At 63.8% G+C, this 14617-nt stretch carries 15 protein-coding genes; 7 read left to right on the forward strand and 8 right to left on the reverse strand.

Going from position 1 to position 14617, the window contains the following annotated elements:
• The first annotated feature begins 54 nt into the window (after window positions 1-54).
• On the forward strand, window positions 55-717 hold the full coding sequence (locus NCR40_RS24020; RefSeq protein ID WP_250510875.1) for an NUDIX domain-containing protein: 663 nt from the start codon (window positions 55-57) through the stop codon (window positions 715-717).
• On the opposite strand, the gene modC is transcribed toward NCR40_RS24020, so the two are convergent.
• The 3 genes from modC to modA are packed head-to-tail and all read right to left on the reverse strand — an operon-like array spanning window position 639 to window position 3189.
• On the reverse strand, window positions 639-1751 hold the full coding sequence (modC, locus tag NCR40_RS24025) for a molybdenum ABC transporter ATP-binding protein (RefSeq protein ID WP_250510876.1): 1113 nt from the start codon (window positions 1749-1751) through the stop codon (window positions 639-641). The two genes, NCR40_RS24020 and modC, sit on opposite strands and share 79 nt — an antisense overlap.
• Entirely contained in the window at window positions 1744-2424 is a 681-nt protein-coding gene (modB, locus tag NCR40_RS24030) for a molybdate ABC transporter permease subunit (RefSeq protein ID WP_250510877.1), read from the reverse strand. The genes modC and modB overlap by 8 nt, the downstream gene beginning before the upstream one ends.
• A gap of 9 nt (window positions 2425-2433) precedes the next feature.
• Complete coding sequence (modA, locus tag NCR40_RS24035) at window positions 2434-3189, reverse strand: molybdate ABC transporter substrate-binding protein (RefSeq protein ID WP_250510878.1); 756 nt, start codon at window positions 3187-3189, stop codon at window positions 2434-2436.
• A gap of 304 nt (window positions 3190-3493) precedes the next feature.
• Between modA and NCR40_RS24040 the strand changes: the two genes are divergently transcribed.
• From NCR40_RS24040 to NCR40_RS24050, 3 genes are all read left to right on the forward strand, one after another.
• Window positions 3494-4279 carry an enoyl-CoA hydratase/isomerase family protein gene (locus NCR40_RS24040; RefSeq protein ID WP_409015144.1) on the forward strand — a complete coding sequence of 262 codons (786 nt, stop codon included), beginning with the start codon at window positions 3494-3496 and terminating at the stop codon, window positions 4277-4279.
• Window positions 4280-4283: 4 nt separating this feature from the next.
• Window positions 4284-4964, forward strand: a complete 681-nt coding sequence (locus NCR40_RS24045) for a glutathione S-transferase family protein (protein ID WP_250510880.1) — start codon at window positions 4284-4286, stop codon at window positions 4962-4964.
• Between the two features lie 153 nt (window positions 4965-5117).
• Window positions 5118-5303, forward strand: coding sequence for a hypothetical protein (locus NCR40_RS24050; protein ID WP_250510881.1), 186 nt, complete (start codon window positions 5118-5120; stop codon window positions 5301-5303).
• Window positions 5304-5813: 510 nt separating this feature from the next.
• Here NCR40_RS24050 and NCR40_RS24055 read toward each other — a convergent pair.
• The 5 genes from NCR40_RS24055 to NCR40_RS24075 form a co-directional block, all read right to left on the reverse strand.
• A complete protein-coding gene (locus NCR40_RS24055) occupies window positions 5814-6092 on the reverse strand; it encodes a c-type cytochrome (protein ID WP_350029324.1) in 279 nt (92 codons plus the stop codon).
• A 35-nt stretch (window positions 6093-6127) separates the two neighbouring features.
• Complete coding sequence (locus NCR40_RS24060; RefSeq protein ID WP_244829851.1) at window positions 6128-7393, reverse strand: PQQ-dependent sugar dehydrogenase; 1266 nt, start codon at window positions 7391-7393, stop codon at window positions 6128-6130.
• Between the two features lie 209 nt (window positions 7394-7602).
• Window positions 7603-8361, reverse strand: a complete 759-nt coding sequence (locus NCR40_RS24065) for a hypothetical protein (RefSeq protein WP_250510883.1) — start codon at window positions 8359-8361, stop codon at window positions 7603-7605.
• 257 nt (window positions 8362-8618) lie between these two features.
• On the reverse strand, window positions 8619-8789 hold the full coding sequence (locus NCR40_RS24070) for a hypothetical protein (protein ID WP_244829849.1): 171 nt from the start codon (window positions 8787-8789) through the stop codon (window positions 8619-8621).
• Between the two features lie 220 nt (window positions 8790-9009).
• Window positions 9010-9882, reverse strand: coding sequence for a LysR substrate-binding domain-containing protein (locus NCR40_RS24075; protein ID WP_250510884.1), 873 nt, complete (start codon window positions 9880-9882; stop codon window positions 9010-9012).
• A gap of 113 nt (window positions 9883-9995) precedes the next feature.
• On the opposite strand from NCR40_RS24075, the gene NCR40_RS24080 reads away from it, so the two are divergent.
• The 3 genes from NCR40_RS24080 to NCR40_RS24090 all read left to right on the forward strand — a co-directional run bounded on the left by NCR40_RS24080 (window position 9996) and on the right by NCR40_RS24090 (window position 14614).
• Window positions 9996-11540 carry an MFS transporter gene (locus tag NCR40_RS24080; protein WP_250510885.1) on the forward strand — a complete coding sequence of 515 codons (1545 nt, stop codon included), beginning with the start codon at window positions 9996-9998 and terminating at the stop codon, window positions 11538-11540.
• A gap of 138 nt (window positions 11541-11678) precedes the next feature.
• A complete protein-coding gene (locus tag NCR40_RS24085; protein WP_250510886.1) occupies window positions 11679-12710 on the forward strand; it encodes a TRAP transporter substrate-binding protein in 1032 nt (343 codons plus the stop codon).
• A gap of 5 nt (window positions 12711-12715) precedes the next feature.
• Window positions 12716-14614, forward strand: coding sequence for a TRAP transporter large permease (locus NCR40_RS24090; protein WP_250510887.1), 1899 nt, complete (start codon window positions 12716-12718; stop codon window positions 14612-14614).
• Window positions 14615-14617 lie beyond the last annotated feature (3 nt).

Consider the following 14617-nt stretch of genomic DNA (forward strand, 5'->3'; position numbering starts at 1 on the left):
TGCACGAAACTGCACGTTACCATGGAAGCCACCACCACGCCATGGAAGACTGCAATGACTGAGACCAAGGAACGAGTACGCGTGCTCGATACCGCTGTTTTATCCGACGACTGGTACGTGCTGAGAAAGGTGACTTTCGACTTTCTGCGCCGCGACGGCACGTGGCAGCGCCAGAGCCGTGAGACCTACGATCGCGGCAACGGCGCGACCATCTTGCTGCGTAACCGGCATAACGGCCACGTGCTCCTGACGCGCCAATTTCGCATGCCGGCTTTCGTCAACGGCCACGACGGCATGTTGATCGAAGCGCCTGGTGGCCTGCTCGACAACTCGACGCCGGAAGAACGCATCCGCGCCGAAGTCGAGGAGGAAACCGGGTATCGCGTGCAGCACGTCGAAAAGATCTTCGAGGCGTTCATGAGCCCCGGATCGGTGACGGAGAAACTCTACTTTTATCTCGGCGAATACGACGGCTCCATGCGCGTCAGTGACGGCGGCGGCGTGGAGGACGAAGGCGAGGAAATCGAAGTGATCGAGGTGCCGTTGGAGAAAGCGCTGGCCATGATCGACAGCGGAGAAATCGCGGACGGCAAGACCATCATGCTGCTGCTATACGCCGCGCTGAAAGAGCGCCGCGATCAGGCGAGCAGCGAGACGGCCTTTACCTGCGCCCAGACCCGCACGCCCGCGATAATCCCTAGCCGGTCCAGCGAATAACGCGTGATGCGCGCGAGGAGCGGCGAGCCGTCCACGTCGAGGCGCACGACGACTTGCGCGGGGTCCGCATCGTCGGCGATGTCGGACACGACTGCGGGCAGCAGATTGAGAACGCTGCTCGACGTGTGCGGTTCATTGCCGGCGATCAGGCTTACGTCGCGCGCTTTCACGGCGACACGCATCGCGCGGCCTCGTTCGACTGGCGCATGCACGACGGTGAGCGAGGCGCGGCCACCCGGCAGCGCGAGCAACAGCAAACCATAACGCGCATCGTGATCGGCGACGATGCCTTCCAGCACCACCGATGCATCGTCGGCGAGCGCGAGCGGCAGATCGAGCCGCGCGAGCGTATCGGCAATTGCGCCGCTTGCCAGCGCGCGGCCGGCTTCGAGCAGAACGAGGTGATCCGCGAGGCGCGCGACTTCCTCGGGCGCGTGGGTCACGTACAGCACGGGGATATCGAGTTCGTCGTGCAGACGTTCGAGATACGGCAGGATTTCGAGCTTGCGTTTCTGATCGAGCGCGGCGAGCGGTTCGTCGAGAAGCAAGAGACGCGGACTCGTCAACAGCGCCCGCGCAATGCCCACGCGCTGGCGTTCGCCGCCCGACAATCCGCCCGGATCGCGCTCCAGCAGATGCCCGATGCCAAGCAGTTCCGCCGCCTGTTCCAGGTCGACGCGTCGCTCGCTTCCCGCCACGCGATCGAGCCCATAGCGAAGATTCTTGCGCACGCTCAAGTGCGCGAAAAGACTGGCTTCCTGAAAAACGTAGCCGAGCGGACGCTTGTGCGTCGGCAGAAAAACGTTGCGGTCGGTATCGAGCCACACTTCGCCATTGACGACGAGCCTTCCCGCGCGCGGCCGTGCGAGTCCCGCGAGACAGCGCAGCAGCGTGGTCTTGCCGGAACCCGAATGGCCGAAGAGCGCGGTCACGCCGCGTCCCGGCAAGCGCAGATCGACATCGAGCGTGAAGCGGCCTTGTTCGACGAGAAAGCGCGCCTCGATGGCTTGACCGGTCGATGAGATTTCAGGCATGCACCGCCGCCGATCGACGGCTCGAATAGAGCAGCAACAGCACGATGAACGAGAACAGCACCATGCCGCCCGCGAGCCAGTGCGCCTGCGCGTATTCGAGCGCTTCGACGTGATCGAAGATCTGCACGGAGACCACGCGCGTGCGCCCGGGAATATTGCCGCCTATCATCAGCACGACGCCGAATTCGCCGACGGTGTGCGCAAAACCGAGGATCGTCGCGGTGATGATGCCCGGCCGCGCAAGCGGCAACACGACAGTGAAAAACGTGTCCCACGGTCCCGCGCGCAAGGTCGCGGCGGCTTCGAGCGGACGGCTGCCGATGGCTTCGAACGCGTTCTGCAGTGGCTGCACGACGAACGGCATCGAATAGATGACCGAGCCGATTACGAGCCCCGCGAACGTGAAGGGCAAGAGGCCGATGCCCGACGCCTGAGTGAGCTTGCCGACGTAACCGTTCGGCCCCATCAGCACGAGCAGATAAAAGCCGATGACGGTAGGCGGCAGCACGAGCGGCAACGCCACCACCGCGCCGACGACACCCTTTGCTCGCGAGCGCGTGCGCGATAGCCACCACGCGACAGGCGTGCCGATGACGAGCAGAAGCGCCGTCGCCAGCGACGCCAGTTCGAGCGTCAGCGTGATGGCCTGGAGGTCGGCGCTATCGAGCGGCATCGCGAACAATCAGAGCTGATAGCCGAACGAGCGGATCACCTCGGCGGCCTTCGGTCCCTTGAGGTAATCCTCGAACTGCTTCGCGACCGGATTGTCCTTGCCCTTGTTGAGAATGACCGCGTCTTGCTTGATCGGCTCGTGCAGCGATTCCGGCACGATCCACGCCGAACCGCTCGTGATCTTGCCGTTCTTGTAGATCTGCGAGAGTGCGACGAAGCCGAGTTCGGCATTGCCCGTCGCGATGAACTGCTGCGCTTGCGAGATGCTCTGCCCTTCGACGATCTTCGATGCCACCGCCTGCGTGAGCCCGAGCTTGTCGAGCGTCTGCGTGGCGGCAAGTCCGTACGGCGCGGCTTTCGGATTGGCGATCGCCAGATGCGTGAACTGGTTCTTCTTCAGCACTTCGCCTTTGTCGTCGACGTAACCTTCCTTCGCCGACCACAACGCGAGCGCCCCGGTCGCGTAAGTGAAGCGGCTTCCCGGCACCGTCATGCCTTCGCTTTCGAGCTTGGCGGGCGTGGTGTCGTCGGCGGCGAGGAATACTTCGAAGGGCGCGCCGTTCTTGATCTGCGCATAGAACTGACCCGTCGCGCCGAACGAAGCGACGACCTTGTTGCCGGTATCCTTTTCGAAGTCCGCTGCAATGGCCTGCACGGGCGCCGTGAAATTGGCCGCCACGGCAATCTGCACTTCGCCTGCAAACGCCGACGAAGCGGCGAAGCCCACCGCCAACGAAAGCAAAGTGCGCAACAAACGAGTCTTCACGTAAAGCTCCTTGGGTTCTGTTTTATTGGCTGCACCGGATTGCGCGCTGCTGGTCTTGGATCTTCGCGCGGTCATGGAATCCGGCGAGCACCGTAATATATACGACTATATTGCGTTCGGGCATGCTCGCTGCATCACATGACGAGTATGGGTCTCCTCGGATGATTTCGTGTGAGTGAGACTCATGAAAATCGATTGACCGCCGCCGCGATGTTCGCCGAAACTTTGCAAATCATCCGCCTGGAACTGAGCACGGCTCAACTTTCGGTGGCAAGCATAAGGAGACAAGGACATGTCCGACGCCATGAATCTGCAACGCATCAAGCTCTCGGTGACGGGACACGTCGCCCGCGTGACGCTGGATCGCGCCGATGTACGCAACGCCTTCGACGACGCGACCATCGTCGAACTGACTGCCGCCTTTCGCGCGCTCAACGACGACACGAGCGTGCGCGTCATCGTGCTCGCGGCGAACGGCCCGGCCTTTTGCGCGGGCGCCGACCTCAACTATATGAAGCGCATGGCCGGTTATTCGGAGGCGGAAAACCGCGCGGACGCGCTCGGGCTTGCGACCATGCTCAACACCATCTACACGAGCGCGAAGCCGGTGATCGCCAGCGTGCAGGGCGATGCCTACGCGGGCGGCATGGGCCTCGTCGCCGCGTGCGATATCGCGGTGAGCGTGGACAGCGCGAACTTTTGCCTATCGGAGGCGAAGCTCGGGCTCATGCCCGCGACCATCGCGCCTTACGTCATTCGCGCGATGGGCGCGCGCGCCGCGCATCGCTACTTCGTGACGGCCGAGCGTTTCGATGCGACGGAAGCGCTGCGTATCGGCTTCGTGCATCAACTGACGACGAGCGGCGAGCTCGACCGAACCGTCGATGCAATGGCGAACAACATCGCGTCCAACAGCCCGAACGCCGTGGGCGAGTGCAAGCGGCTGGTGTCGGAACTCGCGGGCAAGGTCATCGACGATTCGTTGATCTCCGATACGGCCGAACGCATCGCGCGCATTCGGGCATCGGACGAAGGGCGCGAGGGCGTGCAGAGCTTCCTCGAAAAGCGCAAGCCGTCATGGCTCGGGTGACGCGATGATCACGCTGCATCATTGCGTGAGCGCGCGGTCGTTCCGGCCGCTTTGGGCGCTCGAGGAAATCGGCGTGCCGTACCAACTGAAGATGCTGCCGTTTCCGCCGCGTGTGGTGGCGCGCGAGTTCATGCAAGTGAACCCGCTCGGTACGATTCCGGCCTTCAATGACGACGCGCTTTTCATGACCGAATCGGCTGCGATTTGTCAGTATCTTGCGGCGCGTTATTCGCCCGGCGCGCTGGATGTCGCTTCGCACGAAGCGGACTTCGGCCGCTATCTCAACTTCCTGCACTTCGGCGAGGCGACGCTCACGTTTCCACAGACGCTCGTCTTGCGTTACACGCATCTGGAGCCGCCCGAGCGCCGGCAGCCGCAAGTCGCCGAGGATTACGCGAAGTGGTTTCATGCGCGTCTGCGCACGCTCGTGCCGCTGCTGGAGCGCGAGGCTTTTTTGTGCGCGGGGCGGTTCACGGCCGCGGATATCTCGGTTGGTTATGCGTTGATGCTCGCGGAGCATATCGGTTTGCACGAACGCTTCGCGGAGCCGATCGCCCGCTATTGGTCCCGATTGCGCGAACGCGATGGTTTCCAGCGAGCCATGCGCGCGCAAGGCGACGCGGCTGTCGCGCAGGGCGTGTCGCCCGATCCATCGCCGGATATGCGGCCGTTCGGCTCGCGCTAACAGCCTTCCGGCTCGACGCGTGAAGGCGGGCGCACGTCGTCCCTCCTTCACATCCCCCCATCCGCGGGGCTGTGCAGAACGCCATCGAACCTTAATCTGCTCATCAGGCGCTCACGTTTGCGAGCGCAAATCAGACAGACGAGGTAACTGGCGATGTACGTCTTCTCCTGGCTCTTATCGATGATCGTCGCGCTCGTGGCAACGGGCACGATTGTATTCGCGATGCCGCGCTCGGCCGCCGACGAACTCAGCGTAGCGACCGCGCCGCACACTTTCTTCAGCAGCGAATTGAATCGCATGACGACGATGCTGGCGTCGTGCGTGACAGACGCAGACTGACACTAATCGAGGCGCGCCGCGCGATGCAAAGGCGCTCACGGTTAGCGGTTTGGAATCAACACGTTGCACTGATTTCCATAACGATATCCACAGGCTTGTGCAGAAGATCTGTGGACAACCAGGGCCGGGGGCGCCTGGAAACGAAAACCCCAACCGGCGCACGGGGAGCGCTGGGGAGACCACATACGATGAGACGCGAAGGCGTCCAGGCGAGCGGGGCCAATAGGTTCGATGTACGATACGAACGAAAATTCACCGCGCGGAAAAGCGCAGGGGAGACCAACAGTCAATGCGGGGAACGAGGCGCGCGGGGGTGCGCTTCGGTGGTGAGACGTGCGTAAGCGCCGCAAGCGGGCGAAAAAAAAGCCCGCTGCATTGAGCGGGCTTGAATCCATATCGGTTGAGACATGGAGGAGACAAGGCTTAGTATAAACCCTTACCCATCCAAGTCAAGCGTCAAACCAAAAAATTTGCGCTGGGGAGGGCCATCGTCAAGCAAGTCTGCTTCGGTCATTGCTTGCCGAGACTGTGGTAGTACGCCGCGAGATTGGCGATATCCGCCTCGGACAAGGGTTTCGCGACCATCGACATCATTTCGTTCTGGCGCGCGCCCGTGTGAAAGTCGGTCAGCGCCTTCACGAGATACTCCTCCGTCTGCCCCGCGAGGTTGGGCGCTTCCGGCAGCTTCGACATGCCGTCGAGCCCGTGGCACGCCTGACACTGTGCCGCCTTCGCGCGCCCCGCCTTGATATCGCCCGCTGCGAGCGCGACGCTGGATATCGCCAGCATCAGGCTTGCCACCACGGCTGTCTGCGCCGGCCGCATCACTTCGACCCCGAATACGAAATACGATAGATGGCGCCAGCATAGTCGTCGGATACCAGCAGCGAGCCGTCCTGCAATACCTGGACATCGACCGGGCGTCCCATGTACTCGCCGCTCGAAGTGAGCCAGCCATCCGCGAAGACTTCCGGTTCGCCCGCCGTGCCGTCGTCCTTGACGGGCACGTACATGATGCGTGCGCCGATGGGCTTCGTTCGATTCCACGAACCGTGTTCCGCGACGAAGATGCCGCCCTGGTACTTGTCCGGGAACGTCTTAGCGTTATAGAACGACATGCCGAGGTCGGCCGCGTGCGCCGCGAATTCGACTTGCGGATACACCAGGTTCGCCGGCGGATTCTGATCCTTGTAGTCGACGGTCCGCACCTTGCCGCCGCCGTACCACGGGAAGCCGAAGTTCTCGCCCGCCTTGGTCGCGCGGTTCAGTTCGCCCGGAGGAATGTCGTCGCCCATGCCGTCGACCTGGTTGTCGGTGAACCAGAGCGTCTTGTCCTTCGGATTGAAGTCGAGGCCGACCGAATTACGCACGCCGTGCGCGTAGGTTTCGCGGTTCTTGCCGTCTTGATCCAGACGGATGATGCCCGCGAGCCCGTTCTTGTCGATATCGGCGAGTTTGTCTTTCGGCGGCACGTTCCACGGCTGGCCGAGCGCGATATATAGCTTCTTGTCAGGCCCGATACGGCACGCGCGCGCGCCGTGATTGAAGCTCTCGAACGTCGCCGGGATCAGCTTGCCTTGCGGCACGACGACCGCCGCGGCCACGTCCGGCCCGCCGTCGCCGAAGAACTGTGCCGCCGGGAAACCGAGCACGCGATTCTGCTCGACCACGTAAAGCACGCCATCCGGCGAGAAGCAGACGCCGTTCGGCACCTTGAACGTGACCGACGAGGCGAATTGAACGACGTCATCCGCGACGCGCCTTTTGGTTCGATCCGTCACCTGCCATACGCGATTCTTGCGCGTGCCGACGAACACCACGCCCGTCGAAGGCTCGATAGCCATGTGCCGCGCTTCCGGCACGATTGCATACAGGTCGATCTTGAAGCCTGGCGGCAGTTTGATTTGCTTGAGATTTTCGCGCAGCGCGTCGGCGGTCTGGCCGCCTTGCGGCACCTTTTCGGCCTGACTCGTGCCGGTCTGCTTGAAGTTGGACAGCGAATTGAGATTGTCTTGCGCGGCGTTCGCATACGGCAGGCAGGCGAGCATGGCGCCGACCGCCAACGGCAAAAGCTTGAGCGTTGCGTTCATCTGGTTGTCTCCTTGTTGTTACGGCTTATTGAACCTCACTGAACAACACGACTGATGACTCTCGCCGAAGGAGACGGCGTCACGCGCACCTCGACCAAGCACGCGTATCACGACGCCGCTGCCTACGGTAGCAACAATCTTAGAATACGAATCGCCCGCTGCAAGCAGCGAGCCGGCTTTTTTCACGCGCTGATAAAAAGCGTCGGCAGCTATTTCCTGCCATCGAAGAGAAAGACGTTGGCACGGTCGGGGCTCGGCAGCGCGACCAGCAGGCGCGGGCCGTCGAGCACGGCGGCGCCCTTGACGGTCGCGTCGGGCAGCGGGCAGGGCGCGGGGCCGAACGTCACCGAGACGTCGTAGGCGTTCGCGCCGGCACGCGGCGCCACCGTTCCCTTGAAGATGCAACCGGCGCTCGTCGTGCCGGCGGCGTAGCCATCGGCGGCGACGGTGATGCGCGTGGTCGTCGCGCCTCCGAGCGACATTCCGCGGCCGCTGTAAAGACCGCCCGCGTTGGCGAGGCTCGGTCCGGTGTCGAGCATCGGCGCGGCGTTCACGTTGAAGGAGAGGTTCGCGCCGCCGTTCTTGCTTGCGACCGTGCCGCTTACGGCCGGCGCTTGCGCGAAGTTTGCGCTGAAGTTGGCGGCGGTGGCGGGCGCCCGGCCCACGCGATAGTCGAACGCCGAGGTGCTCGCGAACTTGCCGTCGCTCGTCTGCGTGCCGCCCGTGGCGATGGCGACGCCCGACAGGTTCGTGCCGCGCGTGTCGTTCGGAGTGCCGTAGAAGAGATACGCCGAGCCATCGAAGAGCACGAGCAGCGTGGCATCGGCCTGACCGTTGTCGATTGTCCCTTTGTAGACGCCGCCCGATGGCAGCGTCGTCGTGACGGTGCCGGGCGGCGCGGGAGCAGAAGAGTCGGTTGCGCAGGCCGCGAGCGCGAGACTCAGGGCGAGCGGCAATGTGAAAGTCAACGGGACTGGCGGCTTGAATCTTGTGGTTATCGTCACTCTGGACTCCGGTCTCGATCGAGGCGGCATCGTGCGATGCGCGCGGTGAACGTCCTGTATAGGCGCTGAAAAAGCACAGGTCAAGCGCGATGCACGACCGTGCGGCGCGCCGAGTCTTCCTCGTTCAGCGTCTTTACGACGGCTTCATGGCGATGCGATCGGAATGCAGACGTGGTGAAACTCGTAAGTGACGCCGTCACGTTCGAACATGGCTTGTTCGCTTAGTAAGCGCCTGCGATCGGCAACAGCAGATAGGGCAGCAGCGCTTCGTACGACATGGCCGTCGCTTGCGTGTCGGGCAAGGTGGGCGCGGTATCGATCACGGGTGCGTCGCGCCCGATGTCGATGTCGACGAGCGATGCGCCTGCGATGGGTGTCGGTTCGATCTTCATTTTCCCCTCCTGTCATGCAGCGTGTGAGGGGAAGTCTGGGCGCGAAGAGTTAGGACAGTGTGAGGCCGCAAGGCTCTTGCGTCAGGACGCGCGTCTCAAGCGGGACCGTCGAGCCAGTTTTCGATCTTGACGCCTGATCAGAAAACTACCCCGATCGGCCAATCCCATTGATATGTATCGATCATCCAAGCAAAGCCAACAACGCAACCGGAAATGCGCTTCACGCCTTCGAAGCCATTTCCAAAAACCCCTTCACCGCCGCCCCTTTCTCGAACCTCCGATACACCACCGCGACTTCCGAAGGCACCGGCTTTCCCGCGATCTCGCGATACTCAACGCCCGGCACCGTCACGCATTGCGCGAGCGATCGTGGCACGACCGCCACATCGCCGCCGAGCGACACATGCGCGAGCACATCCGACAGCGTGCCCGCATGTCCGGCGATGTGCGGCTCGAAGCGCCCGCGTCTTCCAACCTCGAGCGTGCCGGACTCCTGCTCCGGCAACACGAACGACTGACCACGCAGTTGCGCGGGCGTGATGGTTTCCGATTGCGTCAGCGGAGAATCGGCCGGTAGCGCGACGATGAACGCATCGCGACGCACCGTGCGCACCTCGACGCCATCCGGATACGGCACGGGCGGCCGCACGTAAGCGATATCGATATGACCGTCGATGAGCAGCGCGCCCGCCTCGCGCATGACGATCTCGCGAATACCGATGGCAACCTGCGGATAGCGCGCACGAAAGCCGCGCACGTGTGTCTGCAGCACGCCCGAATAAACCGCCGAACCGACGTAGCCGATCACGATCCTGCCCAGCTCGCCGCGCTCCGCCAGCGCCGCGCGCTCGGCCCCGCGCGCGAGATGATCGAGCGCGCTCGATGCCTCGACGAGATACGCCTCGCCCGCCGCGGTCAGCGCCACCGAGCGCTTCGTGCGCTGAAAAAGCCGCACGCCAAGGAGCCGCTCCGCTTCCTGAATTTGTCGCGTGAGCGCGGGCGGCGCAATGCCGAGTTCATCGGCGGCACGCGTGAAATGCAGATGCCGCGCGACGCTCAAAAAGCAGCGCACATGGCGCAATTCCACTGGCATGAGAGCCTCGCTTCGTATTGTCGAATGCATCAATTATTTGGAGATTCTATGTCAATGACAGACAAGAGTGATCTCACTAGCATCGATAGTTTCATCGTCAACATTCGCCCGCCATGTCCGACACCGCCGATGTCTCGCCGAACCAGTCCGCCGCGCGCTTCGTGCTTCTCACCGCATCGGCGACTTGCGCGCTGATCACGCTCGATACCAACGTCGTCGCCGTGGCGCTGCCATCCATCGCGCGCGATTTCCACGCCGGTTTCGCCGATGTCGAATGGGTCGTGAGCGCCTACATGGTCGCGTTCGCCGCGTGTCTGCTGCCGGCGGGCGCGCTCGCCGACCGCATCGGCAGAAAAAAGATGCTGATCGCCGGGCTCGCGGCGTTCGCGCTGGCCTCGCTCGGCTGCGGCCTCGCGCCTTCCGCGTTCGCGCTGAATCTGGCGCGCGCGGCGAAGGGCGTCGGCGCGGCAATGCTGCTCACGTCCGCGCTCGCGATCATCGCCAACACCTTCCACGAAGGCGCGGCGCGCGCTCGTGCATGGGCGATCTGGGGCACCTGCATGGGTATTTCGACGACCGTCGCGCCACTCGTCGGCGGCGCGATCACGCAATGGTTCGGCTGGCGTTGGATCTTCCTCATGAACCTGCCGATCTGCGCGCTGCTCGCGTGGTGCGCGTGGCGCGGCATGCGCGAGTCGCGTAATCCGCATGCGGGATCGCTCGACCTGCTCGGCAGCGCGATCTTTGCCGCGTCGCTTTCGCTCGGCATCTGGGCGCTGATCGGCGGTCAGGCCGATGGCTGGACGAGCTGGCGTACCGAAGCGCGCCTTGCCGCGTGCGCGGCGCTCCTGGTCGTGTTCGTGCGCGTGCAACGCTCGCGCGCGCATGCGATGATCGATCTCTCGCTGTTTCGCGAATCGCGTTTCGTCGCCGCCGTGCTCGCCATGTTCGGCTACGCGGCCTGCGCGCAAGTCATGATGACGTTCCTGCCGCTTTATCTGCAAAACGCGTTCGGCTTGACCGCGGTGCGCGCGGGCGTCGGCATGTTGCCGTTCGCGCTCGCGATGATCGCCGGGCCGCATCTCGGCGCGGCGCTCGGCAAGCGCGTGTCTGCAATGGCGCTGCTCACGCTCGGGCTTGCGACCATCGGCGTGGGCAATCTGCTGACGGCGTGGTTCGCGTCGATGTCGTATTACGGGCTCATCGCGGTCTCGATGACCGTCACCGGACTCGGCGCGGGCATCCTCAACGGCGACACGCAGAAGGCGATCATGGCGTGTGTGCCGGCGCATCGCACGGGCATGGCGTCGGGTATCAGCACGACGACGCGCTTTACGGCCATCGTCACGTCGGTGGGCGTGCTCGGCGCGGTGCTCGCGGCGCGCACGAAAAGCGCGCTCGATTTGCATGCGAGCGGTTTCCCTGTTCTCATGCACGCGCTCGATGAAACCTTCCTCTCGCGCGTGCTTGCGGGCGATCTGGCACACGCGGGCGCGGGCGGCAACGCGGCTGTCATCGCGATCGCACGTGCGAGTTTCGCGAGCGGCTTCGCGGCTGCGTTAGGTGTGGCGGGCGTGAGTGCGTTGCTCGTGGCGTCGGCGGTGTGGGTGCTTGCCGGACGCAGCGAGCGGGCTAGCGCTGTGCGAGTCGACGCGTAGAGAACCATCCGGTGCGCGGCAGAATCAGCGGGATAACCCCTATGGGTGAAGATCCGCCCGCCGTTTACTGTATCGATACACTAAATCGATACAGCCGCAACCGGCGCACTGCGATCCGCGGCTCTTAGGAGACAAGACATGCAATCGACATCCCGGCGACGCTTCCTTCAAACCGCCTCGGCGGCCTCGCTCGCGGTGGCGGGCGGTGCGTTGCCGTCGCTCGCACGCGCGCAGGCGCCGGTCGCGCTGCGGCTTTCGTCGTCGATGCCCGCGAATCAAAATGCCGCGCATTACGTCTGGTATCAGTACCTGGCTGAAAACCTGAAGGCGAGCATGGGCGAGCAGATTCGCATCGACTATTTTCCGAACAATCAGCTCGGCAAGGAAAGCGACGTCGTTCAGCAAGTGAAGGTTGGCGCGGTCGACATGATGGTGACGGGCTCGTCCATCTGGGCAACGGTTCTGCCCGAACTCGGCATGCTCGATCTGGGCTATGTCTTCGATAACTTCGATCACGTCGGCCGCGCGATGGACGGCAGCGTCGGGCAGAGCTTCGACAGCCTGCTGCAAAAGCGCGCGGGTTGTTCGGTCATCACGTGGGGCTATTCGTTCGGCGGCCGCAACGTGTTCACGAAGAAGCCCGCGCACTCGCTCGCGGAAATCAAGGGCGTGAAACTGCGCGTGCTGCCCACGCCCGCTTTCATGGACACGTTCAAGCTGATGGGCGCGGTGCCGACGCCCATTCCCATCGGCGAGTTGTACATGGCGGCGCAAACCGGTGTAGTCGACGGCTTCGAGCACGACTGCGCGACCGTGCTCGCGAGCAAATACGACGAAGTGGTGAAGTCGTGCTGGCAGACGCAGCACGTGTTCAGCCCGCTCGTCGTCGTGATGGGCCGCCGCTCGCTCGACAAGATTCCCGCGAATCTTCGGCCGGCCTTCCAGAAGGCCGCGCAGGATGCGACGGCGAAGCAGCGCACGGTAGCCGTGCAGACGGCGGCGCGCGCCGAGCAGGAACTGAAGCAGCGCGGCATGACTTTCTTCCCGATGTCGCCCGCGGACCGCGAGACCGCGCGTCACGAAATGCAGACGCAGTTGTACGCGAATTTCGCGAAACAGTATCCCGCGACCGCGCCGCTTTTTCCGGCCATCGCCGCCGCACGAGGCTGAACGCCATGACCTCTTTCTCCGCGACGCCCGGCCCCGAAGCGCAGCTTGCGGCCGCGCCCGGCTTCGGCCAGAAGACCGCGCTCACGCGCGCGCTCGCCGTCGTCATGCGCTGGATCGAATACATTTGCGCCGCCGTGCTCGCGGCCGATGTGATCGTGGTGTTCGTCTCCGTCATCTATCGCTACTTTCTGCACGATCCAGTCGATTGGGCCGAGGAGATCGCGCGCGCGTTGATGATCGTGCTGGTCTTCTTCGGCGCGGCGACCGTGCTTGCGCGCAGTCAGCATGTCGGCGTCGATCTGTTTCGCGCGGCGCTGCCCGCACGCTGGCAACCGGCGCTGATTCAGGCCGGGCACTGGATCATCGCGGCCGTGGCGGCCAATCTGTGCTTCTCGTCGTGCCTCTTGCTCGTCGATTCCTACGGCCAGATGACGCCAAGCGGCCTGCCCGCGTGGATCAACGTGTATCCGCTCGTCGCGGGCAGTGTGTTCATGGCGGTGTTCGCGCTCGCCAATGCATTGAACGGGCCGCGCAAGACGGTGTTCGGCGCGCTCATCGGTTGCGTCGTGGTCGCGGCGGCGCTGTTCGGCTGGAACGCGCTCATGCCCGATTACGCGATCAAGCCGGGCATTCTGCTCGCGGCCGGTTTCGTCGGCGGACTCGTGCTCGGCGTGCCCATCGGCTTCGTGCTCGCGTTCTCCGCGCTGCTGTATTTTCTCGCCGAGCCGACCCTGCCGATCCTCGTCTACTCGCAACAGGTGATGGCCGGCGCCGACCACTTCGTGCTGCTCGCCATTCCGTTCTTCGTGCTTGCGGGCTTGCTGATGGAAACCAACGGCATGTCGTCGCGGCTGATCGAACTCCTGCTGCGTATTTTCGGTCGCGTGCGCGGCGGGCTCGGTCTCATCACCATCATGGCGACGGCGTTCTTCTCAGGCGTGTCCGGCTCGAAGCTCGCGGATATCGCGGCGGTCGGCGGCGTGGTCATGCCGGCCGTGCGTCAGAGCAAGCAGGACCCGAACGAAGCGGCGGCGCTCCTCGCGTGCAGCGCGGTGATGGCCGAGACCATTCCGCCGTGCGTGAACATGATCATCATGGGCTTCGTCGCGAACATTTCCATCGCGGGGCTGTTTCTCGCGGGCGTGGTCCCGGCGGCGGTGCTGGCGCTCGCGCTTGCCGTTGTCGCGGTGATCTTCGGGCGTCGTATCAACGTGGCCGATGCGCTCAAGAACCCGCGTGCGTTTCTGCCGCTGATTGGCGGCGCGTTCGTCGCGCTCGTGATGATCGCGATGATCGGCAAGGGCGTGACCTCCGGTATCGCGACATCGACGGAAGTGTCGGCGTTCGCCGTGGTCTATGCGCTCGTGGTCGGCTGGCTCGCGTTTCGCGAACTCACGCCGCGCAAGGTGGCGCGCGTGTTCGTGCGTTCGGCGTCGATGGCAAGCAGCATCCTGTTCATCGTGGCGGCGGCGTCGAGCGTGTCGTTCGCGCTCACCATCGAGCAGATTCCCGCGCTCGTCTCCGATGCCATGATCAACTTCGCGCATCAATACGGACCGACGATGTTCCTGTTGCTGTCCGTGCTCATCATGATCGTATTCGGCGCGGTGCTGGAAGGCGCACCCGCGCTTATCATCTTTGGACCGCTTCTCACGCCGATCGCCACGCAGCTCGGCATCAACCCGCTGCACTTCGGCACGGTGATCGTCGTGGCGATGGGGCTCGGTCTGTTCGCGCCGCCCGTCGGCTTGGGGCTTTTCGCGACCTGCGCGATCACCGGCACGGAAATGAAGGCCGTCGCGAAACCGATGGTCAAATATCTGGTGGTGCTGTGCGCCGCGCTCGTGGTACTCATTCTGGTGCCATCGTTTTCTCTGTGGCTGCCGACCCGGCTTGGCCTGTAGCCT

Source organism: Caballeronia sp. GACF4, from assembly GCF_023631025.1.
In the GTDB taxonomy this organism is placed as follows: Bacteria; Pseudomonadota; Gammaproteobacteria; order Burkholderiales; family Burkholderiaceae; genus Caballeronia.

Excerpts from the sequence above, each read along its gene's own strand:
- NCR40_RS24020 (WP_250510875.1), top strand. The coding sequence starts at position 55 with ATGACTGAGACCAAGGAACGAGTACGCGTGCTCGATACCGCTGTTTTA.
- modC (WP_250510876.1), bottom strand. The coding sequence starts at position 1,751 with ATGCCTGAAATCTCATCGACCGGTCAAGCCATCGAGGCGCGCTTTCTC.
- modB (WP_250510877.1), bottom strand. The coding sequence starts at position 2,424 with ATGCCGCTCGATAGCGCCGACCTCCAGGCCATCACGCTGACGCTCGAA.
- NCR40_RS24040 (WP_409015144.1), top strand. The coding sequence starts at position 3,494 with ATGAATCTGCAACGCATCAAGCTCTCGGTGACGGGACACGTCGCCCGC.
- NCR40_RS24045 (WP_250510880.1), top strand. The coding sequence starts at position 4,284 with ATGATCACGCTGCATCATTGCGTGAGCGCGCGGTCGTTCCGGCCGCTT.
- NCR40_RS24050 (WP_250510881.1), top strand. The coding sequence starts at position 5,118 with ATGTACGTCTTCTCCTGGCTCTTATCGATGATCGTCGCGCTCGTGGCA.
- NCR40_RS24055 (WP_350029324.1), bottom strand. The coding sequence starts at position 6,092 with ATGCTGGCGATATCCAGCGTCGCGCTCGCAGCGGGCGATATCAAGGCG.
- NCR40_RS24060 (WP_244829851.1), bottom strand. The coding sequence starts at position 7,393 with ATGAACGCAACGCTCAAGCTTTTGCCGTTGGCGGTCGGCGCCATGCTC.
- NCR40_RS24070 (WP_244829849.1), bottom strand. The coding sequence starts at position 8,789 with ATGAAGATCGAACCGACACCCATCGCAGGCGCATCGCTCGTCGACATC.
- NCR40_RS24075 (WP_250510884.1), bottom strand. The coding sequence starts at position 9,882 with ATGCCAGTGGAATTGCGCCATGTGCGCTGCTTTTTGAGCGTCGCGCGG.
- NCR40_RS24080 (WP_250510885.1), top strand. The coding sequence starts at position 9,996 with ATGTCCGACACCGCCGATGTCTCGCCGAACCAGTCCGCCGCGCGCTTC.
- NCR40_RS24085 (WP_250510886.1), top strand. The coding sequence starts at position 11,679 with ATGCAATCGACATCCCGGCGACGCTTCCTTCAAACCGCCTCGGCGGCC.
- NCR40_RS24090 (WP_250510887.1), top strand. The coding sequence starts at position 12,716 with ATGACCTCTTTCTCCGCGACGCCCGGCCCCGAAGCGCAGCTTGCGGCC.